Below are 24036 nucleotides of genomic sequence, written 5' to 3'. Positions count from 1 at the left end.
TTCGCCTGTCAGTTCAAGGGCTTGTTGTTATCGACGATGAATTTCTCGACCACGGGCGCGATCCGCTCCCGCCACTTGCGGCCATTGAAGATGCCATAGTGGCCGACCTCCTTGGCCATGAGGTAGTGTTTCTTCTCCTCAGCCAGGCCGGTCGCCAGATCGAGTGCCGCCTTGGTCTGGCCGATACCCGAAATGTCATCCCGCTCGCCCTCGACCGCCAGCAACGCCGTCCGGGTGATCGCCGCCGGGTCGACGGAGCGCCCACGGTGCGTCATTTCGCCCTTCGGCAGCAGGTGCCGTTGGAACACGACGTCCACCGTCTGCAGGTAGAACTCCGCCGTCATGTCGCAGACGGAGCGATATTCGTCATAGAAGTCGCGGGTCGCGTCGGCGCTCTCCTCGTCGCCCACCACCAGATGCTTGAACATCTCCCAGTGGCTCATCAGGTGGCTGCCGAGGTTCATGGTCATGAAGCCGGCGAGCTGCAGGAAGCCCGGATACACCTTGCGCCCGCCCCCGGGGTAGATGCCGGGCACGGTCGCGACGACGTTGTTCTGGAACCAGGCATGGGGCCGCTCGGTCGCCAGCGAGTTGACGGCCGTCGGCGCCTCCCGCGTATCGACCGGGCCGCCCATCATGGTCAGCGAGGCCGGCGTGCACGGATGCGCATCGGCGTTCATGACCGCCACCGCGGCATAGGCCGGCACCGACGGCTGGCACACCGCAAGCATGTGCGCGCCGGGGCCGATCGCGGCCAGGAACTCGATCAGGTAATCGATGTAGTCGTCGAGATCGAACCGTCCGCGCTCCAGCGGCACCAGCTTGGCGTCCTGCCAGTCGGTGATGAACACCTCGTGGCCCGGCAGCATCCGCTCCACCGTCCCGCGCAGCAGCGTCGCATAATGCCCCGACATCGGGGCCACGATCAGCAGCTTGGGCTGGCCCTCCGGCCCGCCGTCCTTCACAAAATGCTTCAGCTGCCCGAACGGCTTGCGCAGCACGATCTCCTCACGGACCGGCAGCAGCTTGCCCGCGACCGTCGTGTCGAAGATGTCGAACGCGGGCTTGCCACGCGGCGCCGAGGCGTGGGCGAACACGTCCAGGCTGGCGGCGATGTACGGGCTCATGCCTGAGTAGCGCAGGGGGTTGCCCGGGCTATTGAGCCATGTGGATCCCCAGTTCGCCAGCTGGCTTGCGCCGGCCAGCCAGGAGCGCTGCACTTCATAAGCGTCGTAGAGCATCCGACCTCGTCGATCCGTTTCCTTGCAAACCGGTGTGGGAGCGAAAAGGTTGCCCGGCAAGACCGATCGTTAAGCGGTCGTAACTACATCCGCCAACGTGGAGCGGGTGCAACAGCTTTGTTTCAGTGGCTGCCCCTGCTAACCGCCGGCCATGGCCAGCGCCCCTGACACACCCGACAAGCAGAGCCGCAATCTCGGCAGTCTCAAGGTCATCTACGCCGTTGCCGGGCGCTATCCCGGGCGGATCGTCGGTGCCCTGCTGGCGCTCGCCGTCAGCTCGGCCGCCACCCTCGCAATCCCCTATGGCTTCAAGCAGGTAATCGACCGTGGCTTTGCCGGCGGGTCGGTCAGCGGCGTTGCCGTCACCCAAGCCTTCCAGCTGCTGCTGGTCACCGTGCTGGTCCTGGCGCTCGCCACGGGGTTCCGCTTCTACTTCGTATCTTGGCTGGGCGAGCGCACCGTTGCCGATCTCCGCCGCCGGGTGCAGCAAAACCTGCTGACCCTTCCGCCCCGCTTCTTCGAGGAGAACCGGCCAAGCGAGATCGCCTCCCGCCTGACCGCGGACACCGCCATCCTCGAACAGGTGGTCGGCTCGTCCGTCTCCGTTGCCCTGCGCAACGTGGTGACCGGCATCGGCGGTATCGTCTACCTGTTCGCGCTCAGCCCCAAGCTCGCGGGCATGCTGCTGGTCGCCATCCCCCTGCTGTTCGGGCCGATCCTCCTGTTCGGGCGCAAGGTCCGGGCGCTGTCGCGCGCCAGCCAGGATCGCATCGCCGACGTCGGCTCAAACGTCTCCGAAGTGCTTGGCGCGATGCGCATCGTCCAGGCCTTTGGCCAGGAACGTCGCGAGGAAGACCGCTTCGCCGCGACTGTCGAGCGCGCCTTTGCCACCGCCAAGACCCGCATGCGCCTGCGCGCCATCATGACCGTGGTCCTGATCGCACTATTTTTCGGCGCGATCGTCCTGGTCATCTGGGAAGGCGCGCGGGACGTGGCTGCCGGCCGGATGACCGGCGGTGAGATTGCGGCCTTCGTGTTTACCGGAGTACTGGTCGGCGGCGCCTTTGCTGCCTTGTCGGAGGTGTACGGGGACCTGCTGCGTGGATCGGGCGCCGCCGGGCGCATCAGCGAGCTTCTATCGGCGCAGGCCGAGATCCGGGCACCGGAGCGCCCCACCGCCCTGCCCCAGCCTGCCGTCGGAAGCCTGGCGTTCGACGATGTCGAGTTCCGCTATCCTACCCGGCCGGACGACAAGGCGCTGCATGGCGTTACCCTGCACGTCTCGCCCGGCGAGACCGTGGCGGTGGTCGGCCCTTCCGGCGCCGGCAAGTCGACCCTGTTCCAGCTAGCGCTCCGCTTCTACGATCCGCAGGGCGGCCGCGTGCTGGTCGACGGGGTGGACGTGCGTGACGCGGACCCTTCCTCGGTTCGCGCCCGTATCGCCCTCGTTCCTCAAGAAACGGTCATCTTCGCCGCCTCGGCCCGCGACAACCTCCGCTACGGTCGGTGGGAGGCCACGGACGCGGAGATCGAGGCTGCCGCGAAGGCCGCGAACGCCGATGATTTCCTCGGCGCGCTGCCGGATGGTTACGACACCTTCCTCGGCGAGGGCGGCGCCCGTCTGTCAGGCGGCCAGCGCCAGCGTATCGCAATCGCCCGTGCCCTGCTCCGCGACGCCCCACTGCTGCTGCTGGACGAGGCCACCAGCGCGCTCGATGCCGAGAGCGAGGCCGCCGTGCAGCAGGCCTTGGAACGGCTGATGAAGACACGCACCACCGTCGTGATCGCCCACCGCCTCGCGACTGTTCGCGCCGCCGACCGGATCGTGGTGATGGATGGCGGCCGGATCGTCGAACAGGGCACCCACGCGGAACTTACTGCCACTGGTGGCCTCTACGCTCGGCTTGCTCGGCTCCAGTTCCAGGGTGAGGCCGCATAGGCCGAAGCCCGCCGCAGGAACCGCCTGCCTTCGGGAGCGCTGCACCCGCAAGGAGCTCAGCGATGGCAAGGACACAAGTTCACGGGGCCTCGCTTGCACCGGCAGGCATCGTCCTGGGGATCGGCCTGGGCGGCTTTTTCGATGGCATCCTGCTCCACCAGATCCTGCAGTGGCATAATATGCTGTCCGCCAGGCTGCCCCCGACCACGATGGCCAACATGAAGACGAACATGATGGCCGATGGCCTCTTTCATGCCTTCAGCCTGCTTGCGACGATCGCCGGCATCGCCCTGCTGTGGAACGCTCTAAAGCAGCGAGGGGATTTTCCACCATCGGGTCTCGCACTGGTGGGCTACCTGCTTGCGGGCTGGGGCTGGTTCAACCTGGTCGAGGGCGTCATCGATCACCACATCCTCCAACTGCATCATGTGCTCGAGACCCTTGGCGTCTCCGCTTGGGATTGGCTGTTCCTGGCGTCGGGCGTCGTTCTGATTGGAGTCGGTCACGTCATGGGACGACGACGGCACTTTCCTGGTCACGCCGCTTCCGCCATGCGTCGGCCATGACTAGCTCGCCCGCTATTACCTTCCAGCAGTTCGCGGCCGTGGACATCCGGGTCGGCCGCATCGTTGCCGCCGAGCCATTCCCTCAGGCGCGCAAGCCGGCATTCAAGCTCACCATCGACTTCGGGCCGGAGATTGGGACCCGGCGTTCCTCTGCGCAGATCGCCGAGTGTTATACGCTCGAGGACCTACCCGGTCGGCTCGTGGCTGCGGTGGTCAATTTCCCGCCGCGTCAGATTGGGCCGTTCATGAGCGAGGTGCTGACGCTCGGCTTTCCCGACGCGGACGGCAGGGTGGTGCTAGTCGCTCCCGACCAGCAGGTGCCCTTGGGCGGACGCCTGTTCTAAGGTGATGAAGGCTGGTGGCCGATGAGGCCGTCGATCACCCGATTGGACCTACTGCGGAGCGACATCTCACATCAGGGGTGATGTCCATCGCGCACGACGCGGCGAGCGGGGCTAGGGACCTTAGAGGCAGCCATCCCTTTCCTCGTTTGGTGCAGGACCGATCGCGCAACGACCGCACTTCTGTTGAGCTGGGGCCAGCCAAAAAGAAGGGGCGGCACCGGGTGGCGCCGCCCCTAGTCGCAATCGGGATGGTCCCGATCGAACGGTTAGAAGTTGCCGTAGGCCTCGTTGCCGACGAAGCCCATCTTGCTGACCTTCGCCTGCTTGGTCACTACCAGCACCTCATCGACCGTCTCGTAGCGGGCGTTCGGCTCCGGCTGCAGGTGCAGCTCCGGCTCCGGGTTCATTTGCTGGGTCTGGTCTAGGTACTGGCGCAACTGGACCAGATTAACGGGCGTCCCGTTCCATAGGGTCGAACCGTTGGCCGTCACGACGATCTTGTTCTTGATCGGATCGATCGGCGGCGGCGTGCTGTTGCTGTTCTGCGGCAGGTCCAGCTTAACGGCATGGGTCTGCGGCGGAATGGTGATGATCAGCATGATGATCAGCACCAGCATGACGTCGATGAGCGGAGTGGTGTTCATCTCCATCATCGGTTCGCCGTCGGTGTTGTTGCTCGTCGTCTGCATCGCCATGGTTGGCGGATCCTTCTCTTGGCGCTGCGAAGCTTACAGGCGGGCGACTGTCGCGCCGGCCGGCGGCTCGGACACGAAGCCCACGCGTGCAAAACCGGCACGCTGCATGGTGAAAACCGCCCCGCCAATGCACTTGTACGGCGTGTTGATGTCACCACGCAGATGCGCTTCGGGCATGGTCTCTTCCGTCAGGTTTTCCGCTCCGCCAGCGGCTGCAACCGCATCCTCGAGCTTCTTGACCGAACGGTCGAGCAGCTCCTGGGAGCTGACCCGCTGCATGCCCCAGTAGACCTCGCACGTATCGCCAGGGCCGCCGCGGATGGTCAGCTCGACGTTCTCCGGCTTGGTCTCACGCGGTTCGTAGACGGTCTTGGGCAGTTGCAAGGGCACAGTCTGCACCACCACCGGAACGGCGATCAGGAAGATGATCAGGAGCACCAGCATCACGTCGACCAGCGGCGTGGTGTTGATGTCCGACATGGGGACGTCGTCGCCCTCTTCCTTGCCTACGCTCATTGCCATCGGGTTACGGCTTTCTTCAGCTTGAGAGGTTGGACCGGCGGCGCCCCGCCGCCGGTCCGTTTCCAGTCCCTGTTAGCGGCGGTCGACAGTGGTCGTGCCGGTGCCGCCGGCCTGCTGACCCGTCGAGGTCTGGCCGGTGGTCAGCGGCTGCGTGCCGGCCGGGGTCGGAGCAGTGCCCGAGCGGGTCTGCGCCCCCCGAGCGACCGAGGACGAACCCGCGGCAGCGGCGCCCGACGCGTTCATGCTCGGCTTAACCTTGCCTTCCGACATGATGTAGCCGTGCAGGTCGTTCGTGAAGGCAGCGAGGTCCTCCATGATCGACTTGTTGCGACGGATCAGCCAGTTGTAAGCGAGCACGGCCGGAACCGCGACGACCAGGCCGAGCGCGGTCATGATCAGCGCCTCACCGACCGGACCCGCGACCGTGGAGATCGAGGCCTGACCCGACGCGCCGATCTTGATCAGGGCGCGGTAGATGCCGACCACCGTACCGAACAGACCGATGAACGGAGCGGTCGAACCGACGGTCGCGAGGAAGGCCAGGCCTTCGCCGAGACGGGCGCCAATCGAGCCCTGCGAACGGGCCAGCGAGTTCGCCATCCAGTCATGCTGGTCGATCGGGTTGGTCAGCTTGCCGTGCTGGTCCTGCGCAACCAGCGCGTCGTCGACGATGGCGCGGTAAGCGCTGCGCTGGTCCAGCTTCGTCGCTGCATCCTTGAGATTCGGCGAGTTCCAGAAGCCCGAGCGGACCTTCTTGCCCTGGCTGATGATCTTCTGCTGCTCGAACAGCTTGGTGAAGAGGATGTAGAAGGAGAAGATCGACATGCCCACCAGGATGGTGAAGGTCGCGATCGAGATGACCCCGCCCTCCTTCAGGGCCTGGGTGATGCCGTACGGGCTGTCCCCGGCCGGTGCAGCGGCGGCGGCGGCCATCACAGTCACGAAGTTCATAGTGCGTTTCCTTGGTTAGAACTCGTTGGAAGGGGCTTCAAACTTACTCTTCCGGCAGAACCCAGCGGATCCGGGCGCTATCCGTGCCCGCGATGGGATTGCCGCTCTGATCCTTGGCCGGCGTGTAGCGCGCCCGAGAGCGGATGATCCGGCAAGTCGCATTGTCCAGCGACGCAGAGCCGCTCGAACCACTCACCGTGCAGCCGCTTACCCGACCGTCGGTGCCGATGGTCAGCGAAACGGACGTCGTGCCCTGCTGTTCGTTGCGGATCGCGTCCTGCGGATAGTCATCCGTCGAGAACAGGCCGGGCAGCGAGCCGCGCGCCTTGGCCGCCTGGCTGATCACCGGCCGCGGCGGCGGCGGCGGAGGCGGAGGCGCCGGCGGCGCGGGCGGCGCCGGAGTCGCGGTGTAGGTGGTCACCGGCGGCGGGGCTACGGGAGCCGTGGATACCGGGGGCGGCGGGGTGTTGGTTCGCACCAGCGGCGGCGGCGAAACCACCGGCGGCGGCGGCGTTTCCACCTGCGGCTGCTCCGGCGGGGGCGGCGGCTCCTCCGGCGGGGGCGGCGGCTCGTCCTCGACGTCGAACGTCTTCAGGTCCTCGGCGGCCTTCTTGACGACACTGTACGCCAGACCCGTGATGAGAGCGTACCCGATGAGCACATGGATCAGAGCGACGACTACGATCGCCACTGTCCTGTTGCCACTCATCTGCCTGCGATTGGCGTAAGACATTCTGCCGCAAATCTCCTTAAGCGGGCTCCGGCTCCCCGCCACTCAGAACGGCGATGTCGTGCGCCATTCCGACTGGTAAGGTTTGCCGACGTATCAACATATCATCGGCAACCGGCGCGCTTCCTTAATAACCCCATAATGGCGGCGCAATCATAATGTTCCACCGACGATACAGATGTGGACGTCGGTTCATGGCGCCACGCCGGCGAACGACGCGATCTCCACCCCTACTCCGCGAGCGTTGGGGTAAACGTCCGGCTTGCAACTTGCCACCCGAAGACCCTTCACTCCGTCCCGCGCAGCAATCCAGCTGTAGATTTCCGCCAATAACGTTTCCTGCAGGTTGAACCGACGCGAGCGCGCGATCCGCTCCACCTCGATCCGCAGATGATCGTAGTTCCAGGCGTTGCCAGCCTCGTCGTTGGTCGGCCGGTAGCAGTCCTCCAGCCAGACCTCCACGCTGATCAGGAGCCGCTGCGGAGCGCCGATCTCGAACTCATGAAAGCCAATGTCGGCCATCACCTCCAGCGAGTCGAGGTGGATCTTGACCGAGCGCACGGCCAGTGATTCGGGCACCAGCCCGTCCAGCCGCGGCTTGAAGGGAACAACGTCGCTCATGGCGCTCCAGTGGGCGAAAGGTCGAGGAATTGAACGTCGCGCGACAAGCCGAGGAAGCGCTGGCCGCCATCAATGGTGAGCACCTCGCCGGTCGTCACATCCGAGTCCAGCAGAAAGCGTAGCGCAGTCCAGACGTGATCGGGCGTAACCCCTCGTCCAAGCGGGTTCAGCCCATGGGCCCGGTCGAAGTTGCCTTTCGTCTGTCCCGCCGACAGCAGCATCAGCGCAGGCGCAATTCCATTGACCCTGATCCCCTGCCCGGCCAACGCCCGGGCAGAGACGTCGGTCAGCGCCGCAAGCGCCGCCTTGGACAGCGTATAGCTGAGGAAATCCGGATTGGGCGCCGCCAGCTTGGCATCGAGGATGTTGACGATGAGCCGGTCGCCCGTGCCGCCCGCCGCGGCGAAGGCCCGCGTCAGCAGTGTGGGTGCCTGGACGTTCACGGCCATGTGCGCCGCAAACTCCTGCGGATTGAAGCCGCCGAGGTCGTCGGACGCAAAGCGCGCGCCATTGTTGACCAGCAGCTGCGGGGGTGCCGGACAAGCAGCCAGGATCGGCTCTGCGCAATCTGGTGAGGCGAGATCCGCAACCGCCCTGATCGCACCGGCAGGGACCTCGTCCGTTTCGTGGTGGACATGCGCCACCACCGTCCAGCCGTCTGCGAGCAGCCGCTCGGCCAACACCCGCCCCACGCGCTTGCCGCCGCCGGTCACGATCGCCGTTCGTTTCATCACCGTGCGCCCTTAACGGGCAGGCGGGCGAAGCGCAAAAGCGCCGCGCCGTTGCGTCTGACGGGCTGCGGCTTACATGCGGGGTCATGCCCGAAACGCTAGTGCCAATCGACGTCGCCGGACGAAGCATTGCGGAAGTCGCGGAGGCGATCGCGGCTAGGCGGTTCCCGCCCGTCGAGCAGTGGCACCCAAGTCATTGCGGATCGAGTGACATGCGCATCGCTCGAGACGGCAGCTGGTTTCACCAGGGCGCTCCCATCGGGCGCGAGGCGTTGGTACGGCAGTTCTCGCGCATCCTGCGTCGGGAGCCGGACGGCAGCTTCGTCCTGGTCACACCGGGCGAAAAGTTGTCCATCGAAGTCGAACTGGCGCCGTTAGTGGCGACTTCCATGGTCACGGAGGGCGCCGGGCGCGAGCGCCGCATCGCCTTTGGCATCAACAGCGGCGACGCGGTGGTGCTGGGACCCGGTCACGAACTTCGTCTGCAAGACGGTGCCCCGCTGGTGCATGTGCGTTCGGGCCTCAATGCCATCCTGGCGCGACCGGTCTATTACGAGCTGGCCGAAGTTGCCCTGGCCGAGGACCCGGCGCAGCCCGGCGTTTGGAGCGATGGCCTGTTCTTTCCACTCCAAGCATGACCCTGGTCGACGAAGTGCGGGCATCACTGGCGACACCCGCTCCTGCCCATCTGCTGGCCGGGGACCTGGTCGAAGCAACCACCGGCGAACTGCGTCCGGCAGCGGTCCTGGTCGCGATCACCCGTCGCGCCGAGCCCGGCTTGCTGCTGACGGTCAGGCGAGAGCACTTGCGTACCCATGCGGGGCAGATCGCGTTTCCCGGTGGCCGGATCGACGCGGAGGACGCGGACGCAACGGCGGCGGCCCTGCGCGAGGCGCATGAGGAAATCGGCCTCCCACCCGCGCAGGTGGAGCTCTGGGGTGTCGCCGATCCCTACCGGACGGTCACCGGCTACTGCGTCACGCCGGTGCTTGGACAAGTGGCTCCGGATCTACCCCTTACCCCACATGAGCATGAGGTCGCGGACTGGTTCGAGGCGCCGCTTGCCTTCGTGCTCGATCCCGCCAATCAGCGCGCAGTGGAGGCTGAATTCCAGGGGCAGATGCGCACTTACTATCAGATCGATTGGCGCGGGCGGCGCATCTGGGGCGCCACCGCCGCCATGCTGGTCAACCTGACCCGGCGGCTCGGATGGAGCTGAGCGCCCTCGACGAACTCGCGGCCCGGCCTGGGATTGCCGAGCTGCTGCGGGCGCTGGGGACCGGCACCAGCCGCTTCGTCGGCGGCGCCGTTCGCGATCGCCTGCTGGGCCTCGATGTTCAAGATGTGGATCTCGCCACCACGCTTACTCCCTACGAAGTGATGCGGCGATGCGGGGCAGCCGACATCAAGACGGTCCCGACCGGCATCGAGCATGGCACGGTGACGGCAGTCATCCACCGGCAACCAGTGGAGATCACCACGCTTCGCGCCGACGTCAGCACGGATGGCCGCCGCGCGACTGTCGCCTTTACGGATGATTGGCAATCCGACGCCGAGCGTCGTGATTTCACCATCAACGCACTCTACTGGGACCCGGCCGAGCGCCGGTTGATCGACTACTTCGACGGCCAGCGCGATCTTACGGACGGGCGGGTGCGGTTCATCGGCGAGCCGCTGCGTCGCATCGCCGAGGACCACCTTCGCATTCTGCGCTTCTTCCGCTTTCAGGCGCGGTTCGGGGGCGTCGAGCCTGATTCGAGAAGTCTGGCGGCCTGCATCGCCAGGGCCAACGATCTGATGGCATTGTCCCGCGAGCGGATCGCCGACGAACTGCTGAAGCTGCTAGCCATTCCCGACCCTGCGGCGACAGTGGAACTGATGGTGCGGCACTCCATCCTGCGTCCGGTCGTGCCGGAGATTGCGGCCGATCGCTGTGACCGGCTCGCGGCGCTCATCCGGGCGGAAACAGTCGCAGGCATCAGCCCCGACGCACTGCGCAGGCTCGCCGCGTTGCTGCCGTCAGATCCGGTGGTGGCGGAGCGGGTCGCCGCCCGGCTCAAGCTGTCGAATAAGGCCCGCAAGCGGCTGGCGGTTGCGAGCACCCCGGAGCTGAATGGCAGCGCGCAAGCGCTCGCTTACTGGATCGGACGCGAGGGCGCCGAGGATCGCCTCCTGCTGTCCGGCCAGGCGGAGGACGCCGCCGCCCTGAGCCACTTCGTCCCGCACAAATTGCCAGTCGGAGGCGGCGACCTCATCCGTCGCGGCCTCGTTCCCGGCCCGGCGGTCGCCCGCACTCTGCAGACGATTGAGCGGCGCTGGGTGGCGGAAGGCTTCCCAGGCAAGGAGCGCCTCGCCCAGCTGGTGGGCGAGGCGCTCGAGGCAGCCGCTGAGCAGGGATAGCGGACTGCCATACCGCCGGACTCGGTCCAACGGCAGGGAAGTGCGCCGATGTAATGCAGCCGACGCCCCACGCGATACGGCCGTGAGCCGGTAGTGGTCTCTAGAAGCCTGCTTCGACGGCCAGGCGGATGAGGTCCGCCGAAGTGGGCACGTTCAAGCGCTCCATCAGCAGCGCGCGGTGCATCTTCACGGTTTTTTCGCTGATCCCCAGCTCCCAAGCGATCTGCTTGTTCAGCAGGCCCTTGGCGATTAGCTCCAGCACCTGGCGCTGGCGGTTCGGCAAACCCTTGACCGCCAGGACCGCTTTCTCGCGCCGCCCGGTGAAACTGGCCGATGAGCTCTCATCCGGCAGCTCCACCTGGCTGCCCAGGAAGAACTGCAACTCCCCATCATCATCGAAAAGAGGCGTGACCAGGACGGCGTTGCGAAACGGGGAACCGTCCTTCTTGTAGTTGAGGATGTCCACCAGGGCCGGCCGGCGGTCGCGCACCGCCTGCCGCAGCCGCTCGGTCAGCCAGGGTTCCGTCGCGTCACCGGCAAGAAATCGGCAATTACGCCCGACCACTTCATCCTCGCGATACCCGGTCAATTCGCAGAAAGCCGGGTTCGCGACGACCAGCGGATTGTCGGGCAGCCGAGGGTTGCTCACGACATAGGGTATCGGGCTCAGCCCCACGCAGTCGATCAATGGCTCGTCGGAGCGTTCAGCCAACACGGTCCCTTCCTTCCCGTCCCGATATTAGCAGGGCGCGCCACAGAGGCCATAGCGACTGCGCGATGATGAGAAGGCACGTTTTTCAGCGGCAAGGCCTGAGAATGTGTCTTTGACGCAACGATAATGCACCGCCGGGTGACACCCGCGCCTAGACGGCAACTTGGCTGATGCTCTAGATATTGGCGGCGCCATTAAACTCGGGAAAAGGGGAAAGCATGCGCAAATATCTTCTGGCGGCTGCCGCGGCAGCCGCGTTCGCGACGCCGGCGATGGCTCGTGATGGTTCGCCGTACGTCGGCGTCGAGGGCGGCCTGATGCTCGTCGAGGACGCGGACATCGACTTCACCACCTCGACCGGCGCCTTGCTGGACAACTATCTGACCATTGACCACAAGACCGGCTACGACGTCGATCTTGTCGGTGGCTACGATCTTGGCCTCGTCCGGCTTGAGGCCGAGCTCGGCTACAAGCGCGCCAACCACGACACCTATCGCGGCAACTTCGTTGGCCCGAATGCCGTCGACGCTGACGGCAAGAGCCGGGCCGTGTCTCTGATGGGCAACGCGCTGCTCGACTTCGGCAACGACGATAGTCTGAACGGCTTTGTCGGCGCCGGCATCGGTGTCGCCCGGGTCAAGACGACCGTCGACCTGGGGCTGGGCGGCAGCGATAGCGTGTCCGACCGCGGCCTTGCCTGGCAAATCCTTGCGGGTGTCCGCGTTCCGGTCAGCAGCAATGTCGACCTCGGCCTGAAGTATCGCTTCTTCAACGCCAGCAACATCAAGGACAGCATCAGCACGGGCACCTCGGCGTTCGACGTAGATGGTCGCTTCCGCTCGCACTCGCTGCTCGCGTCGGTGATCTTCAACTTCGCTCCGCCGCCGCCCCCGCCGCCGCCCCCGCCGCCCCCGCCGCCGCCTCCGCCGCCGCCCCCGGCGACGCAGACCTGCCCGGACGGCTCGGTGATCCTGGCGACCGACACCTGCCCGGTCCCGCCGCCGCCGCCGCCGCCGCCGCCGCCGACGGTCGAGCGCGGCTAAGCGATAGCGCTCCAGCGTAAGAAGGAGGTTGCTCCAGCAACCTCCGCCTTACGCGAAAGAGTGCGACGCCGGACGGCCTGCGAGCGAGCTGCTTCAAGCTGCGAGATCGACAGGACCGACGTAAGAGCCCACGGGACTAGCTCCCGTGGGCTTTTCGTTTGCGCAACGGTGGAGCCTTTCGGCCATAAGAAAGGCCGCCGCGGTCCTCCCGCGACGGCCCTCTTGCGCTATCTTGAGTTATTGAACCTTGCGACTACCGTGCGACGTGCGCGCCACTCAAGCTCGGCACAGCGGAAAGCTGCCGGTCGGGGCGGCCATCCCACCCATAGTAGTCATCGAGGAACGCGATCTTCCCATCCGGCTGCGGCTTGGCCGTCAAATATGTGACGTAGACCGGCACTCCCGTAGGAATTGCCACATGCTGCTCGGGCTGGTCATTCGGCGCCACGGGCTCACGGCCGAGCAGCCAGGTTGCTAGCCGTTTGGCATCCTCCAGGCGAATGCAACCGTTCGACAGGGTGCGGACGTCCTTCTTGAAGTATTCCCGCATCGGCGTGTCGTGGAGGTAGATGTCCTCGGCATTGCGGAAGTTGAACTTGTAACGGCCCATGGAATTCATCGCGCCGGGCAGTTCGCGGATGCGGACAATCTTGGTGCCCGCCGCCACCGCCTTCCAATCGACTTGGTCGTAGGGAACCACAGTCGCATTCTCGGTCCAGTCGCTCATCACCTGGAAACCCTGGCCCTTCAGGTAGGACTCGCCCTGGTCGCGGGCCTTGTGGCCGATGTTCTTCAGGATGAGGTTCTGCGGGACGTTCCAGTAAGGATTGAACGTCACGTAATAGATCATGCTCGCGATCATTGGAGTCGGCAGGTAATTCGGCTTGCCGTCCGGGAACTTGGTCATGCCGACAACCGTCTTCATGCTGCCGACCGGCTGGCCATTGTCGTACATCGTCAGCATCGCTTCGGCAGTGTTGACCATGATGTACCGGCCGCCCGCCGGAAGCACCCGGGCGCGCTCCAGGTTCGACAGAATGCGCGGGTCGGGCGCGCTGCCCGGCGCCGCCTGCATGGCCTTCCAGGACGCATCGCGCAGCTGCGCATAGTAAGCGTTAGGCGTGCTGACCTTCTGCAGGTGCTGCGCCAGGCTCGGCGCGGCGGCGGCGGTCAGCAGGATCTGGTCCGGACGGTTGCCCTGCGGCGCCAGGTGCGGGTAGCCGAACAGCATCCCGGCCGGCGCCTTCTTCATGAGCTGGACGTACGACACCCACGCCTTGCTGGCCGCGAACTCGAGCGCCTGCGTGTTGCCCGACTGCATGGCCTGCTCGACCGAAGCGGCCAGCAGCGACCCGTTCGCCAAGCCTTCGGCCGGCGACCGGCGGAGCAGCTCCACCAGCACCGGCAGCGCCGCACGGCTATCCGCCGAACGGGTCCAGATGGGCGCGTCCTGGTGCGAGAAGTAGTAGAGTTCAACCGGATCGGTCGGCGCCACGCGCACCACCGCCGGCGCCGGCGCCGGCTGCGGCTTCCTGCGCGCATCGGCGACACTCGGAACGGCGATCAGGCTGGCCATGCTGGCCGAAAGCAGGAACTTGTTCACTCAACACACCCCGTTAACCGAGTTCATCGTGGTCTTATCTATGCCGATGGCCCTGTCGGACAAGTGAACCGTGCCTTCTGCGGACGGTAACCACGCAGGCGTGACTCGCATGCAACGTCGCGGCGCTGGACCTGCGCGCATGTCGCACTAGGAAGCGATCATGTCTGACAGTCCGACGCTCAACCAGGTCCTCGATGCGTTCGTTCCCGCCGGTACCGGGCTCACCGGCACGGCCCCGGAAAGCTGGGCGCAGGGCCGCACCCTTTACGGCGGCATGACGGCCGCGCTCGCTTGGGCGGCCACCGTCCGCACCCTGCCCGACCTGCCGCCGCTCCGCTCGGCTCAGATCGCCTTTGTCGGCCCGGCGTCCGGCTCTCTGCAGATCGTTCCGACCCTGATCCGCCGCGGGCGGTCGGCCGCCTTCGTCCGGACTTCGGTGACGGGCGAGGCCGGCGCCGCGGCCGAATGCCTGTTCTCCTGCGGCGCACCGCGCGACAGCCGCGTGGCGCATCGCTCACCCAACGCGCCGAGCGTTCCCAGGCCGGCGGACTGCGGCCCGCTCTTCCCCGGCGGCCCCGGCCCGAGCTTCGCCCGAAATTTCGAGATGCTGCTGGCCGCCGGCAATCGCCCGTTCTCCGGCGGAGAGCCCAGTTTCACCTGCTGGACCCGGTACACTCGCCCGCAGGGCGTAGAGCCGCTGACCGCCGTGCTGGCGCTCGCCGACGCCCTGCCGCCTGCCGCTATGGTCAGCTTTCCCGAGTTCGGAATCATCTCCTCCATGACCTGGACCATCGAGGTCGATGCCCTGCCTGCCGATGCCGACGCCTGGTTCCTGCAGCAGGCGACGGCGGAGGACACCGGCGACGGCTATTCGCGCCAGGCAATGACCCTGTGGGACGACAGCGGACGCCGCCTGTTCGCCGCCCGCCAGACGGTCACGATCTTCGTTTAAGGAGAATGGCTTGACCGGAGCGGAGCCGCATGGCCCATTGCTGCCCGTGAACTCCGTGCATCTTCCCTCGCCGAACCACGACGAGCGCGCCCAGCCGATCAGCATGATCGTCCTTCATTATACCGGCATGCCGGACTGCCAGGGGGCGCTCGACCGGCTGACTTCGCCGGAGGCCAAGGTCTCGGCCCACTACTGCATCGACGAGGACGGGACCGTCTACCACCTGGTCGACGAGGAGCGCCGCGCCTGGCACGCGGGCAAGAGCTACTGGCGCGGAACGCGAGACGTGAACTCGGCCTCGATCGGCATCGAGATCGTGAATCCCGGTCACGAGTTCGGCTATCGCCACTTCCCGGACGAGCAGATCGCCGCACTGATCCCGCTGGTGGCGCAAATCAAGGACCGGCACGGCATCGGCCGCGGCAATGTCGTCGGGCATTCCGATATCGCGCCCTGCCGCAAGGACGATCCCGGCGAGCTGTTCCCGTGGGAAGCGCTGGCCAAGCGCCGCCTCGCCCTGCCCAGCCCGACCCGCAACCTGATCGACCCCTTCTGGTCCGATGCCGCCTTCCATCTCGCGCTGGAGCGGTTCGGCTATGATGTCAGCGACCCGCTAAAGGCCACCATCGCCTTCCAGCGTCGTTTCCGCCCCGACCGGATCGACGGGATCGTGGACGGTGAGTGCCGCGCCAAGCTGCTCGCCCTGCTATTGCCGCGACCGATGGGGGAGCCGTGACGCGGCTCAAGAACTAGGCTAGGGGCCGTCTCGCCAGAGGGCCGGGCGGCCGCGTCGAGCTTCGGCTCGCCGAGGAAAGTCCGGGCTCCACGGAACAACGGTGCCGGGTAACGCCCGGCGGCCCGCCAGAGCTTCGGCGACAGCGGGTCAGGGACAGTGCCACAGAAAGCAGACCGCCACGGCTTCGGCCAGGCAAGGGCGAAAGGGTGCGGCAAGAGCGCACCGCGGGACCGGCAACGGGACCGGCATGGTAAACCCCACCGGGTGCAAGACCGAATAGGGGCGGTACATGGGCCTGTTCCGGCTCGCCGCCCGGGTTGGTTGCTTGAGCCTGCGGGCAATCGCAGGCCTAGAGGAATGGCCGCCCATCCGCTTCATGGCGGTGGACAGAACCCGGCTTACAGGCCCTCTGGCACTCGCATCTGAAGGCAGTCGTCACTAGTTAGCGTATCTCCATGGCACGTCCGACCCGATCCGATGACTGGGGCTTCCCCCGCTGGCGCTCTTATGGCGCCAAGTCGCGCGAGGCCGCGAACGTTCGGCTGTGCGACCGCGAGGGCTGCGACCTGCCGGGCGACCGGCCGGCCCCGAAGGCGCCGAACAGCCCGGAACGGTGGTACTTCTGCGAAGCTCATGCGGCCGACTACAACAAGAACTGGGACTATTTCGCCAACCTCGGCACCGGCGAGGCAGCCGACCGCGAACGCGCGGAACGCGCCCAGGCCAATGGCTTCCGCAGCTCGGCCCATTGGAGCTGGGGCGGCCCGGGCGACGGCACCCGCTCACGCGAGGAGATGCGGGCACTGGACGTGCTGGAGCTGGAAAGCGACGCCGGGTTCGACGAGATCAAGGCCGCCCATCGGCGCCTGGCAAAGGAGAACCACCCCGACCTGAAGCAGGGTGACAAGGCGGCGGCCGACGCTTTCCAGAAGATCCAGGCCGCCTACGAGGTCCTGCGCAAGGCCGAGGAGCGCCGGGCCGCTTCGTCCTAGTCGACCATCATGAACGTGGCCGCGGCGTGCGCCACCGCATGCTCCGGGTCCCCGCCGTGGGCGATCCCGCGCACAAAGGCGATCTTGCGGGTCAGCTTGTAGCACTCGCAGCGGGCAATCACCGTCTCCTCGCGGAAGGCCGGCCGGAGATAGTCGATCCGCAGGTCCACCGTGACGATGTGGCGGAAGCCGCCCAGCTTGCGCCACACCGACGCGCCCGAGCAGGTATCGATCAGACTCACGATCGCGCCGGTTGCCATGATCCCGCTCTCGGGCATGACCACCAGCTCCGGTCGCCACGGCAGCGCCAGCTCCACCCAATCGTCACCATGCGCGCGGTAGCCAAGGCCGAGTGCCCGGCCATGCCCGACCCGACGGGCCAGCTTGAAGAAGCTTTCCGTGTCGAACCCGCCCTCGCTCACGCCGCCAGCCGCTCCGCCGTCTCGCGGATCAGCGCGATCATGTTGGGAATGCCTTGCGTGCGATTGGACGACAGCTGCCGGCCAAGTTCGAACGGCGCCAGCTCGGCGGCGATGTCCGTGCCTGCGATCTCCCTGGGCGCGCGGTCCTGAACGGCCGCCAGCACCAGCGCCACAATCCCCTTGGTAATCGCCGCATTGCTGTCGGCCAGGAAGTGGAGCCGCCCGTCGTCGAGCCGTGTCGGATAGACCCACACCGAGGCGCTGCAGCCCCGCACCTTGGTCGCGTCGGTCTTGAGCGGGTCGGGCATGGGCTCTAGCTCGCGGCCGAGCTCGATCAGCAATCGATAGCGCTCCTCGGCATCGAGCAGTTCATAGTCGTCGTAAATGACGGACAAGGTCGGGAGCGAGGTCACAAGTCGCAGATAGCGACGCAAGCCCCGTTCGTCATCTGCCCCCGCCCGATGGTTGCGGGCCAAGCGGATCAAACCGCGCCAGCAGCTGCCCGTCCCGCCCGTAGGTATCGCTCGCGAACGCCAGCCTGCCCTCCGGCGTGATCCCGGCGGTCAGGTAGGTGATGTAGACGGGGATCGGCTGCTTGAGGTCGACGCGCTGCTCCGCATCCGGCGAGCTTGCCCGCGGCATGTCGCCGAACACCCACCGCGCCAGCCGCCGCGCATCCTCCAGCCGCACGCAGCCGTTCGACAGGTGCCGCTCGTCCTGCCCAAAAAGCGCCTTAGCCGGCGTGTCGTGCAGGTAGATGCCATAGTGGTTGGGCAACATGAACTTGATCTCGCCCATGAAATTGGCGCCGCCGGGCAGCTGCCGCACGCGCAGCTCCTGCGTACCCGCCGCGACTGCCTTCCAATCAACCGTCGCAGGGTTGATCACCTTGGCGTCGCTCTCCCACGTATCGAGCACCTCGTAGCGCTTGTCGGCGAGATACTTGACCCCATGGGCGATGACGTTCGGTGCCACCGTCTTCTGGACGAGGTCGGGCGGGATGTTCCAGAACGGATTCACGTTGGCGTAGCGCATCAGCGCCGCCATCATCGGCGTTGGCGACTGCGGCGTGCCGACCACCACCTTCATGGAGCCGACTGGCCGCCCCTCCTCGTACATCCACAGCCGGGCGGCGGCGGCATCGACCAGGATGTACTTGGCGGCATTGGCGGTGCCTGGCGCCGGCAGCCGACGCGCACGCTCCATGTTGAGCAGGATGCGCTGGCGATAATAATCCGTGCCGCGGTTCAGTGCGGCGAGCGTCGCAGCCCCTGCCTTGCCGTCCACGGGCAAGCCATGGGCCGCCTGGAAGTTCTTCAAACGCTGTTCCAGGGCTCCGTCGAACAACGGCGACGACGTAGGCGCCAGCGGGTCCGGCGCACCAAGCCCAAGCCGCTGGCGCAGGAGCAAAGCCCGGCGATCGGTCGTGCCAAGGGCCATCATTGGGCCGTTATCCGGCACGAACACTTTGGGCAGGCCGCCCCAGTCAAGCTGATAACGGACCAGCGCGCGCCGCAACTCGGTATAGAGCGGATGCACGGGACGCATCAAATCTACCGGCGCACCGCTCCACTGCTCGGCCGGCATCGCCGCCGCCGCATCATCGCTGGCCTGTTCCGGCTCCTGCGGCATGGCATCGGCGTCCACCACCGCCATGTCCAACCCCTGCTCACCGCCGGCAGGCAGCGAATAAGGATCATCCGGGGCGCCCGGCACGCTTGCGGCGGACGGGAATGGCGCAGCAGCTGCGGCAAGGATCAGTGCAAGGCGGGTGAGCTTAAGCATGGCGCGACTATTCTACCTTGCGCATGAACGGCGTGAGAACCCGCTTTGTGCGCCGGCAAGGACCGCAATAGAAGATTAACGCCTGCCGCGGCATAGGCGCATCATGGCAACCGCCGCTTCACCCCGGCCACGTGCAGCGGCCGAACTCGGGCCCGCAAAGCATCTTGCAGAGGACAGCACCCTGCTGGACGCGCTGCCGATTGCCGCGGCGGTCATCAGCCAAGACCCGGCAGGCATTCTGCACTTGGGCGCGCACAACCGGAATTTCGAAGCCGCGATTGAGCAATCAACCGTCCCCGGTTTTTCCAAACTGACGGAAACCTGCCTGCGAGCGGGCCTGCTGCACGATCATCTCCAGGGCTGGTTCGACGGGCAGAAATCCGATGAGCTCGACTTCCGGGACGGCAGCGGCATCGATGCGCGCTACTATCGGCTCCGCCTGGCGAAGCTTCCCGCGCTGGTGAGCGGCAACCGCCGGCTGCTGCTGACCGTCATCGACAGGACCGTGGAAGAGCGGGCGGAGCGCTCCTTGCGCGAGGAGATGCTGCGCGACAGCCTGACCGGGCTGCCCAATCGCCTGGCGTTTACGGAAATGATCGAGGCTGCCGCGCTGGACAAGGGCGACGGAAAGGGCGGCCATGCGGTGCTGGTCGTCGACTTGTCCCGCTTCTCGCGCATCAACGAAAGCATGGGCAGTCTCGCCGGCGACGAGCTGCTGATCACCTTCGCGCGCCGGCTGATCTCCGCGTTGCGCGCGGGCGACCGGCTCGCCCGGACCGGCGGCAACGAATTCGGCATCATCGTGTCACTGCGCCGAGGAGTCGCGGACGCCATGCGCGCGGCTGATCGCATCTTGGAGACCGTCTCCTCCCCGTTCCGCCTGTCCGAGCTGGAGATCCGGGTCGAATGCGCGGTCGGGGTCGCGCTGATGACCGGTACGTCGGAAGCCGAGGAGCTGTTCCGCAACGCCCAGTTCGCCTGCAAGCAGGCCAAGGCCAGCGGACGGGCGGAAGTGTACGAGCAAAGCCAGGCCAGCGCCGCCCGCCGTCGTTTCTCCATCGAGACCGAGCTTCGCCGCGCCCTCGACAGCGACCAACTGGACCTCGCCTACCAGCCGCTCATCGACCTGCGCAGCGGCGAGGTATCCGGGTTCGAGGCGCTGGCCCGCTGGGTCCACCCCGACCGGGGCGAGATCAGCCCCAACGAATTCATCCCGGTGGCCGAGGAGAGCGGGCTGATCCTGTCGCTCGGGCGATGGGCGATGCACCGTGCCGCCGCCAGCCTGGCGCAGTGGGACGAGCAGGCCGGGCACAAGCTGCCGATAAGTGTCGCCGTCAACCTGTCCGCCATCCAGGTCGCCCGCGACGACGTCGCCGCTGTCGTCGACGACGCCTTGCGTGCGGCCAACATCGGCGGCGAGCGGCTGAGCCTGGAGCTGACGGAAAGCTGCATCGTCCAGGACCCCGGCCGCGCAACGCGGGTATTCGACGCGCTCAAGAGCCTCGACACCACCCTAGCGATGGACGACTTCGGCACCGGCTACTCCAGCCTCGCTTACCTTCAGCGCCTGCCTATTGACGTGCTGAAGATTGATCGCAGCTTCGTTTCGGCGCTGATGGTCGATCCCGACAGCGTCGCCATCGTTCGCGCCGTCCTGAGCCTGGCGGAAGCTCTATCGATGAAGACCACCGCGGAGGGGATCGAAACCCGCGAGCTTGCGGCGACGCTGGCGGCGCTGGGGTGCGACCAGGGTCAGGGCTTCTTCTACGCCCGCCCGCTTAAGGCCGATGCGGCACTGGACTATTGGCGCAGCCGCCGACGCGGCGTTGAGGCGGTGGCGCCTCGCCGCTAGACGGTCGGCATGAGCGATGAGGAACTGGGGCCGCTGACCCGGCTGGTGCACGGCGGCCGGCGGCGCGAGTGGCGCGGCAAGCTGGTCAACGTGCCGGTCGAGCGGACCTCCACCGTCCTGTTCGACAACTTGGCGGAACTGCGCGGCGCCTACCCGCCCCGGGACGGCAGCTACAGCTACGGGCGCAACGGCACGGCGACCCAGTGGGCCTTGTGCGACGCGCTGACGGCGCTGGAACCGGGCGCCGCCGGCACCCGCCTCTTTCCATCCGGCGCGGCGGCGGTGGCGATGGCGCTGATCAGCGTGCTGGGGCCCGGCGACGAGCTGCTGATGGTGGACAGCGCTTATGCACCCAGCCGCTTCTTCTGCGAGGGCGAGTTGAAGCGCCTGGGCGTGACCACGCGTTACTACCACCCGCTCATCACCCCGGAACAGCTGCGCGACCTGGTCGGCCCGCACAGCCGTGCATTGTTCCTGGAGAGCCCGGGTTCGCTGACCTTCGAGGTCCAGGACGTGCCCGGCCTTGCCGCGGCCGCGAAGGAGCTTGGCCTCGTGACCCTGCTGGACAATAGCTGTGCGACCTCCCTGTTCTTCCCGGCGATCGCGCGCGGTGTCGACCTCTCGATCACTGCCTGCACCAAATATATCGGCGGCCATTCGGATGTGATGCTCGGCGCTGTGACCGCTTCGCCGGCCGCGTGGGAAGCGCTGAACCGGGCCGTTCGGCAATGGGGCACCGCGGTCAGCCCGGACGATGCCTGGCTCGCGCTACGCGGCCTGCGTACCCTGGACGTCCGCCTGCGCCGGCACGAGCAAAACGCGCTGGAAGTCGGCCGCTGGCTGGCCGAACAACCACGGGTGCAACGGGTGCTGCACCCAGCCTTGCCCTCGTGCCCCGGCCATGAGCATTTTGCTCGCGACTTCGCAGGTTCCACCGGCCTGTTCGCAATCGTCCTCGACGGCACCACGGCGGCGCGCGACGCCTTTATCGAGCGGCTCACCTTGTTCGGCATCGGCTGGAGTTGGGGCGGTTACGAGAGCCTCGCCAGCCCGGTCGACCTCACCGGCCTGCGCAGCGTCGGTCAGCCCCCAGAGGGGCCAACCGTCCGCCTGCACATCGGTTTGGAAGACCCGGCTGACCTGATTGCCGACCTCGCCCAGGCGCTCGCCTAGCGCTGCTCGTCCTGGAACATCAGGCCGCGCTCCTTGTCGGTGAGTGCCGCTTTCGGCGTTCCGAACAACCGAGGATCCACCTGGCTCAGGTCCTGCACCTGACCCATCGCGGGCGGCTGCTCGACGTACTTGATGTCGCCCTTGCCATCCATCGACGGCCCTGACGCCCAGCGCCCCTGGGAGCTTTCGTTGCCTTCCGAGTGGTTCAGGAAAGCGTAGTTGAACTCCTGATTCTCCAGTTCCTGCGGGAAGTTGGAAGGACATGGAGTCATCTCCAAGCCGTCCTCCTCCAACTCGCGAATGGCGGCGAGCCACTGGTTCTGGTGCATGGTGTCGCGGGCGAGCAGGTAGGACAGCATCTGCTTGACGCCCGGATCGTCCGTCAGGTTGTACAGGCGCGCGACCTGCAGCCGCCCTTGGCTCTCGGCCGCCACGTTGAAGCGGAAGTCGGCCAGCAGGTTGCCGCTCGACACGATATACTTGGCTGACCAGTGATTGCCGTTGCTGTCGGACGCGGTCGCGCCGCCGCCGGACACGATCGCATGGTGCGGGTTCATACCCGCCATGATCACGTCCTGGATCTTGGCGCCGCCAAGCACCGCGCCGACCAGCCCGTCCTTGGCCGCTCCTTCCTGCGTCTCGACCGGCGACTTCTCCAGCAGCCGCGCGATGCAGGTAGCGAGCATCTCCACGTGACCGATCTCCTCGGTCCCGATGTCCATGATCATGTCCTTGTACTTGCCCGGCGCGCGACAGTTCCAGCCCTGGAATAGGTAACCGAGCATGACGCTGATCTCGCCCCACTGGCCGCCCAGCACCTCCTGCAGCTGGCGCGCGAAGATCGGGTCGGGCCTGTCGGGCACGCAGTGAAAGGCAGTCTCTTTGACGCGGAAGAACATGGCCGTGGCTCCTGTCGGGGGAACGTGACCAATGTCCTAGCCCTCGGATCGTTGCCGCCGTTGCGACCGAGTACCGAAGTTTGCAGCCAGGCGGATTAGGCGAACAACGACAAGGGCTTGGCTAGCCGTTGATGGTCGCCATCCCGGTTGCATGGTAACGCTCTCCGGCGGCCGCGCCGGGCGGAAGAATCTCGTCCAGGCGACGCAGTTCTTCCTCGCTCAGCGTCATGTCGGCCGCGGCGATGTTCTGCTCCAGGTACTTGCGGCGCTTGGTGCCGGGAATCGGCACGATGTCCTGCCCCTGAGCCAGAACCCAGGCCAACGCCAGCTGCGCCGCCGTGCAGCCCTTGGCCGCTGCAAGCTGCTCCAGCTCGTGGACCAGGGCAATGTTCTTGGCGAAGTTCTCGCCGATGAAGCGCGGGTGGAAGCGGCGGAAGTCGTCCTCCGGGAAATCCTCCGACTTGGTAATCTGCCCGGTCAGGAACCCGCGGCCGAGCGGCGAATAGGCTACGTAGCCAATGCCGAGTTCGCGCACGGTCGGCAGCACCTCCGTCTCCGCGTCGCGGCTCCACAGCGAGAACTCGGTCTGCAGGGCGGTGATGGGGTGAACTGCATGCGCCTTACGGATGGTCTCGGGCGAGGCCTCGCTGAGGCCGAGGAAGCGGATCTTACCCTCCCCCTTCAGACGTGCCATCTCCCCCACCGTATCCTCGATCGGTACCGTCCGGTCGACCCGGTGCTGGTAGTAGAGGTCGATGGTCTCGATACCGAGCCGCTGGAGGCTCGCCTCGCACGCCTCGCGCACATAGGCCGGGTCGCCGCGCACGCCCAGGAACTCGCCGTTCTGTCCGCGCACGTTACCGAACTTGGTGGCCAGGAACACGCTGTCGCGCCGATCGGCGATCGCGCGGCCGACCAGTTCCTCGTTCGTGAACGGGCCATACATGTCCGCCGTGTCGAGCAAATCCACACCCCGCTCGAGCGCCAGGTGAATGGTCGCAATGCTTTCGGTCTCTTCACCGGAGCCATAGAACTCGCTCATCCCCATACACCCCAACCCGATCGCGGAAACTTCGGGGCCGTTAGGGCCAAGGCGGCGGCGCTGCATGGGTTTTCTCCGGTATAGT

General features: G+C 66.4%; 26 protein-coding genes and 1 other RNA gene. 13 read left to right on the top strand and 14 right to left on the bottom strand.

Annotated features, from left to right (window positions below; genetic code table 11):
- Positions 1-8: 8 nt before the first annotated feature.
- Positions 9-1241: a polyhydroxyalkanoate depolymerase gene (locus OMW55_RS13040; protein ID WP_264883736.1), complete on the bottom strand. Its 1233-nt coding sequence runs from the start codon at positions 1239-1241 to the stop codon at positions 9-11.
- A gap of 151 nt (positions 1242-1392) precedes the next feature.
- Between OMW55_RS13040 and OMW55_RS13035 the strand changes: the two genes are divergently transcribed.
- From OMW55_RS13035 to OMW55_RS13025, 3 genes are all read left to right on the top strand, one after another.
- Positions 1393-3180, top strand: a complete 1788-nt coding sequence (locus tag OMW55_RS13035) for an ABC transporter transmembrane domain-containing protein (RefSeq protein WP_264883735.1) — start codon at positions 1393-1395, stop codon at positions 3178-3180.
- 62 nt (positions 3181-3242) lie between these two features.
- A complete protein-coding gene (locus tag OMW55_RS13030; RefSeq protein WP_264883733.1) occupies positions 3243-3746 on the top strand; it encodes a DUF2243 domain-containing protein in 504 nt (167 codons plus the stop codon).
- Positions 3743-4090 (top strand): tRNA-binding protein, encoded by a 348-nt coding sequence (locus OMW55_RS13025; RefSeq protein WP_264883731.1) that lies wholly within the window; start codon positions 3743-3745, stop codon positions 4088-4090. Before OMW55_RS13030 ends, OMW55_RS13025 begins: the two co-directional genes overlap by 4 nt.
- A gap of 266 nt (positions 4091-4356) precedes the next feature.
- On the opposite strand, the gene OMW55_RS13020 is transcribed toward OMW55_RS13025, so the two are convergent.
- The 6 genes from OMW55_RS13020 to OMW55_RS12995 all read right to left on the bottom strand — a co-directional run bounded on the left by OMW55_RS13020 (position 4357) and on the right by OMW55_RS12995 (position 8340).
- On the bottom strand, positions 4357-4779 hold the full coding sequence (locus OMW55_RS13020) for an ExbD/TolR family protein (RefSeq protein ID WP_264884014.1): 423 nt from the start codon (positions 4777-4779) through the stop codon (positions 4357-4359).
- Between the two features lie 39 nt (positions 4780-4818).
- Positions 4819-5307 (bottom strand): ExbD/TolR family protein, encoded by a 489-nt coding sequence (locus tag OMW55_RS13015; RefSeq protein WP_264883730.1) that lies wholly within the window; start codon positions 5305-5307, stop codon positions 4819-4821.
- A 72-nt stretch (positions 5308-5379) separates the two neighbouring features.
- On the bottom strand, positions 5380-6258 hold the full coding sequence (locus OMW55_RS13010) for a MotA/TolQ/ExbB proton channel family protein (RefSeq protein ID WP_319950674.1): 879 nt from the start codon (positions 6256-6258) through the stop codon (positions 5380-5382).
- A 43-nt stretch (positions 6259-6301) separates the two neighbouring features.
- Positions 6302-6991, bottom strand: coding sequence for an energy transducer TonB (locus OMW55_RS13005; protein ID WP_264883728.1), 690 nt, complete (start codon positions 6989-6991; stop codon positions 6302-6304).
- Positions 6992-7180: 189 nt separating this feature from the next.
- Complete coding sequence (locus OMW55_RS13000) at positions 7181-7609, bottom strand: dihydroneopterin aldolase (protein ID WP_264883727.1); 429 nt, start codon at positions 7607-7609, stop codon at positions 7181-7183.
- Positions 7606-8340 (bottom strand): SDR family oxidoreductase, encoded by a 735-nt coding sequence (locus tag OMW55_RS12995; RefSeq protein ID WP_264884012.1) that lies wholly within the window; start codon positions 8338-8340, stop codon positions 7606-7608. The genes OMW55_RS13000 and OMW55_RS12995 overlap by 4 nt, the downstream gene beginning before the upstream one ends.
- An 86-nt stretch (positions 8341-8426) precedes the next feature.
- On the opposite strand from OMW55_RS12995, the gene OMW55_RS12990 reads away from it, so the two are divergent.
- The 3 genes from OMW55_RS12990 to OMW55_RS12980 are packed head-to-tail and all read left to right on the top strand — an operon-like array spanning position 8427 to position 10740.
- Positions 8427-8978 carry a DUF1285 domain-containing protein gene (locus tag OMW55_RS12990; protein ID WP_264883726.1) on the top strand — a complete coding sequence of 184 codons (552 nt, stop codon included), beginning with the start codon at positions 8427-8429 and terminating at the stop codon, positions 8976-8978.
- Positions 8975-9559: a CoA pyrophosphatase gene (locus OMW55_RS12985; protein WP_264883724.1), complete on the top strand. Its 585-nt coding sequence runs from the start codon at positions 8975-8977 to the stop codon at positions 9557-9559. The genes OMW55_RS12990 and OMW55_RS12985 overlap by 4 nt, the downstream gene beginning before the upstream one ends.
- Positions 9550-10740 (top strand): CCA tRNA nucleotidyltransferase, encoded by a 1191-nt coding sequence (locus tag OMW55_RS12980; RefSeq protein ID WP_264883722.1) that lies wholly within the window; start codon positions 9550-9552, stop codon positions 10738-10740. The genes OMW55_RS12985 and OMW55_RS12980 overlap by 10 nt, the downstream gene beginning before the upstream one ends.
- A gap of 100 nt (positions 10741-10840) precedes the next feature.
- Here OMW55_RS12980 and OMW55_RS12975 read toward each other — a convergent pair whose 3' ends face one another.
- A complete protein-coding gene (locus OMW55_RS12975; RefSeq protein ID WP_319950673.1) occupies positions 10841-11416 on the bottom strand; it encodes a LuxR C-terminal-related transcriptional regulator in 576 nt (191 codons plus the stop codon).
- 254 nt (positions 11417-11670) lie between these two features.
- Here OMW55_RS12975 and OMW55_RS12970 point away from each other — a divergent pair, with 254 nt between their 5' ends.
- Entirely contained in the window at positions 11671-12495 is an 825-nt protein-coding gene (locus OMW55_RS12970) for an outer membrane protein (protein ID WP_264883721.1), read from the top strand.
- Between the two features lie 253 nt (positions 12496-12748).
- On the opposite strand, the gene OMW55_RS12965 is transcribed toward OMW55_RS12970, so the two are convergent.
- Entirely contained in the window at positions 12749-14098 is a 1350-nt protein-coding gene (locus OMW55_RS12965; RefSeq protein WP_264883720.1) for a L,D-transpeptidase family protein, read from the bottom strand.
- A 160-nt stretch (positions 14099-14258) separates the two neighbouring features.
- Here OMW55_RS12965 and OMW55_RS12960 point away from each other — a divergent pair, with 160 nt between their 5' ends.
- The 4 genes from OMW55_RS12960 (at position 14259) to OMW55_RS12945 (ending at position 16778) form a co-directional block, all read left to right on the top strand.
- The gene (locus tag OMW55_RS12960) at positions 14259-15050 is read left to right on the top strand and encodes an acyl-CoA thioesterase (protein WP_264883719.1); all 792 of its coding nucleotides are present in this window, start codon (positions 14259-14261) and stop codon (positions 15048-15050) included.
- A 10-nt stretch (positions 15051-15060) separates the two neighbouring features.
- Positions 15061-15786, top strand: coding sequence for an N-acetylmuramoyl-L-alanine amidase (locus OMW55_RS12955; protein ID WP_407822147.1), 726 nt, complete (start codon positions 15061-15063; stop codon positions 15784-15786).
- Between the two features lie 33 nt (positions 15787-15819).
- Positions 15820-16203, top strand: an RNA gene (gene rnpB / locus OMW55_RS12950) — RNase P RNA component class A.
- Positions 16204-16241: 38 nt separating this feature from the next.
- The gene (locus OMW55_RS12945; RefSeq protein WP_264883717.1) at positions 16242-16778 is read left to right on the top strand and encodes a J domain-containing protein; all 537 of its coding nucleotides are present in this window, start codon (positions 16242-16244) and stop codon (positions 16776-16778) included.
- On the opposite strand, the gene OMW55_RS12940 is transcribed toward OMW55_RS12945, so the two are convergent.
- From OMW55_RS12940 to OMW55_RS12930, 3 genes are read right to left on the bottom strand one after another with little or no spacing between them, the layout of a single operon-like run.
- A complete protein-coding gene (locus OMW55_RS12940; RefSeq protein WP_264883715.1) occupies positions 16775-17200 on the bottom strand; it encodes a PaaI family thioesterase in 426 nt (141 codons plus the stop codon). The two genes, OMW55_RS12945 and OMW55_RS12940, sit on opposite strands and share 4 nt — an antisense overlap.
- On the bottom strand, positions 17197-17634 hold the full coding sequence (locus OMW55_RS12935; RefSeq protein WP_407822146.1) for a SufE family protein: 438 nt from the start codon (positions 17632-17634) through the stop codon (positions 17197-17199). Before OMW55_RS12935 ends, OMW55_RS12940 begins: the two co-directional genes overlap by 4 nt.
- A gap of 10 nt (positions 17635-17644) precedes the next feature.
- The gene (locus OMW55_RS12930) at positions 17645-18985 is read right to left on the bottom strand and encodes a L,D-transpeptidase family protein (protein WP_264883714.1); all 1341 of its coding nucleotides are present in this window, start codon (positions 18983-18985) and stop codon (positions 17645-17647) included.
- A gap of 103 nt (positions 18986-19088) precedes the next feature.
- Between OMW55_RS12930 and OMW55_RS12925 the strand changes: the two genes are divergently transcribed.
- On the top strand, positions 19089-20837 hold the full coding sequence (locus OMW55_RS12925) for a putative bifunctional diguanylate cyclase/phosphodiesterase (protein ID WP_264883713.1): 1749 nt from the start codon (positions 19089-19091) through the stop codon (positions 20835-20837).
- 9 nt (positions 20838-20846) lie between these two features.
- The gene (gene metC, locus OMW55_RS12920; protein WP_264883711.1) at positions 20847-22010 is read left to right on the top strand and encodes a cystathionine beta-lyase; all 1164 of its coding nucleotides are present in this window, start codon (positions 20847-20849) and stop codon (positions 22008-22010) included.
- Here metC and OMW55_RS12915 read toward each other — a convergent pair.
- Positions 22007-22909: a manganese catalase family protein gene (locus tag OMW55_RS12915; RefSeq protein ID WP_264883709.1), complete on the bottom strand. Its 903-nt coding sequence runs from the start codon at positions 22907-22909 to the stop codon at positions 22007-22009. The genes metC and OMW55_RS12915 overlap by 4 nt on opposite strands.
- Before the next feature lie 121 nt (positions 22910-23030).
- Positions 23031-24017, bottom strand: coding sequence for an aldo/keto reductase (locus OMW55_RS12910; protein ID WP_264883708.1), 987 nt, complete (start codon positions 24015-24017; stop codon positions 23031-23033).
- Positions 24018-24036 lie beyond the last annotated feature (19 nt).

It is taken from the genome of Sphingomonas arvum, from assembly GCF_026013565.1.
In the GTDB taxonomy this organism is placed as follows: domain Bacteria; phylum Pseudomonadota; class Alphaproteobacteria; order Sphingomonadales; family Sphingomonadaceae; genus Sphingomicrobium; species Sphingomicrobium arvum.
The sequence above is the reverse complement of the archived record's forward strand: the minus strand, read 5'-3'. Positions and strand labels throughout refer to the sequence as shown.

Excerpts from the sequence above, each read along its gene's own strand:
- OMW55_RS13040 (WP_264883736.1), bottom strand. The coding sequence starts at position 1,241 with ATGCTCTACGACGCTTATGAAGTGCAGCGCTCCTGGCTGGCCGGCGCA.
- OMW55_RS13035 (WP_264883735.1), top strand. The coding sequence starts at position 1,393 with ATGGCCAGCGCCCCTGACACACCCGACAAGCAGAGCCGCAATCTCGGC.
- OMW55_RS13030 (WP_264883733.1), top strand. The coding sequence starts at position 3,243 with ATGGCAAGGACACAAGTTCACGGGGCCTCGCTTGCACCGGCAGGCATC.
- OMW55_RS13025 (WP_264883731.1), top strand. The coding sequence starts at position 3,743 with ATGACTAGCTCGCCCGCTATTACCTTCCAGCAGTTCGCGGCCGTGGAC.
- OMW55_RS13020 (WP_264884014.1), bottom strand. The coding sequence starts at position 4,779 with ATGCAGACGACGAGCAACAACACCGACGGCGAACCGATGATGGAGATG.
- OMW55_RS13015 (WP_264883730.1), bottom strand. The coding sequence starts at position 5,307 with ATGGCAATGAGCGTAGGCAAGGAAGAGGGCGACGACGTCCCCATGTCG.
- OMW55_RS13010 (WP_319950674.1), bottom strand. The coding sequence starts at position 6,258 with ATGAACTTCGTGACTGTGATGGCCGCCGCCGCCGCTGCACCGGCCGGG.
- OMW55_RS13005 (WP_264883728.1), bottom strand. The coding sequence starts at position 6,991 with ATGTCTTACGCCAATCGCAGGCAGATGAGTGGCAACAGGACAGTGGCG.
- OMW55_RS13000 (WP_264883727.1), bottom strand. The coding sequence starts at position 7,609 with ATGAGCGACGTTGTTCCCTTCAAGCCGCGGCTGGACGGGCTGGTGCCC.
- OMW55_RS12995 (WP_264884012.1), bottom strand. The coding sequence starts at position 8,340 with ATGAAACGAACGGCGATCGTGACCGGCGGCGGCAAGCGCGTGGGGCGG.
- OMW55_RS12990 (WP_264883726.1), top strand. The coding sequence starts at position 8,427 with ATGCCCGAAACGCTAGTGCCAATCGACGTCGCCGGACGAAGCATTGCG.
- OMW55_RS12985 (WP_264883724.1), top strand. The coding sequence starts at position 8,975 with ATGACCCTGGTCGACGAAGTGCGGGCATCACTGGCGACACCCGCTCCT.
- OMW55_RS12980 (WP_264883722.1), top strand. The coding sequence starts at position 9,550 with ATGGAGCTGAGCGCCCTCGACGAACTCGCGGCCCGGCCTGGGATTGCC.
- OMW55_RS12970 (WP_264883721.1), top strand. The coding sequence starts at position 11,671 with ATGCGCAAATATCTTCTGGCGGCTGCCGCGGCAGCCGCGTTCGCGACG.
- OMW55_RS12960 (WP_264883719.1), top strand. The coding sequence starts at position 14,259 with ATGTCTGACAGTCCGACGCTCAACCAGGTCCTCGATGCGTTCGTTCCC.
- OMW55_RS12945 (WP_264883717.1), top strand. The coding sequence starts at position 16,242 with ATGGCACGTCCGACCCGATCCGATGACTGGGGCTTCCCCCGCTGGCGC.
- OMW55_RS12930 (WP_264883714.1), bottom strand. The coding sequence starts at position 18,985 with ATGCTTAAGCTCACCCGCCTTGCACTGATCCTTGCCGCAGCTGCTGCG.
- OMW55_RS12925 (WP_264883713.1), top strand. The coding sequence starts at position 19,089 with ATGGCAACCGCCGCTTCACCCCGGCCACGTGCAGCGGCCGAACTCGGG.
- metC (WP_264883711.1), top strand. The coding sequence starts at position 20,847 with ATGAGCGATGAGGAACTGGGGCCGCTGACCCGGCTGGTGCACGGCGGC.
- OMW55_RS12915 (WP_264883709.1), bottom strand. The coding sequence starts at position 22,909 with ATGTTCTTCCGCGTCAAAGAGACTGCCTTTCACTGCGTGCCCGACAGG.
- OMW55_RS12910 (WP_264883708.1), bottom strand. The coding sequence starts at position 24,017 with ATGCAGCGCCGCCGCCTTGGCCCTAACGGCCCCGAAGTTTCCGCGATC.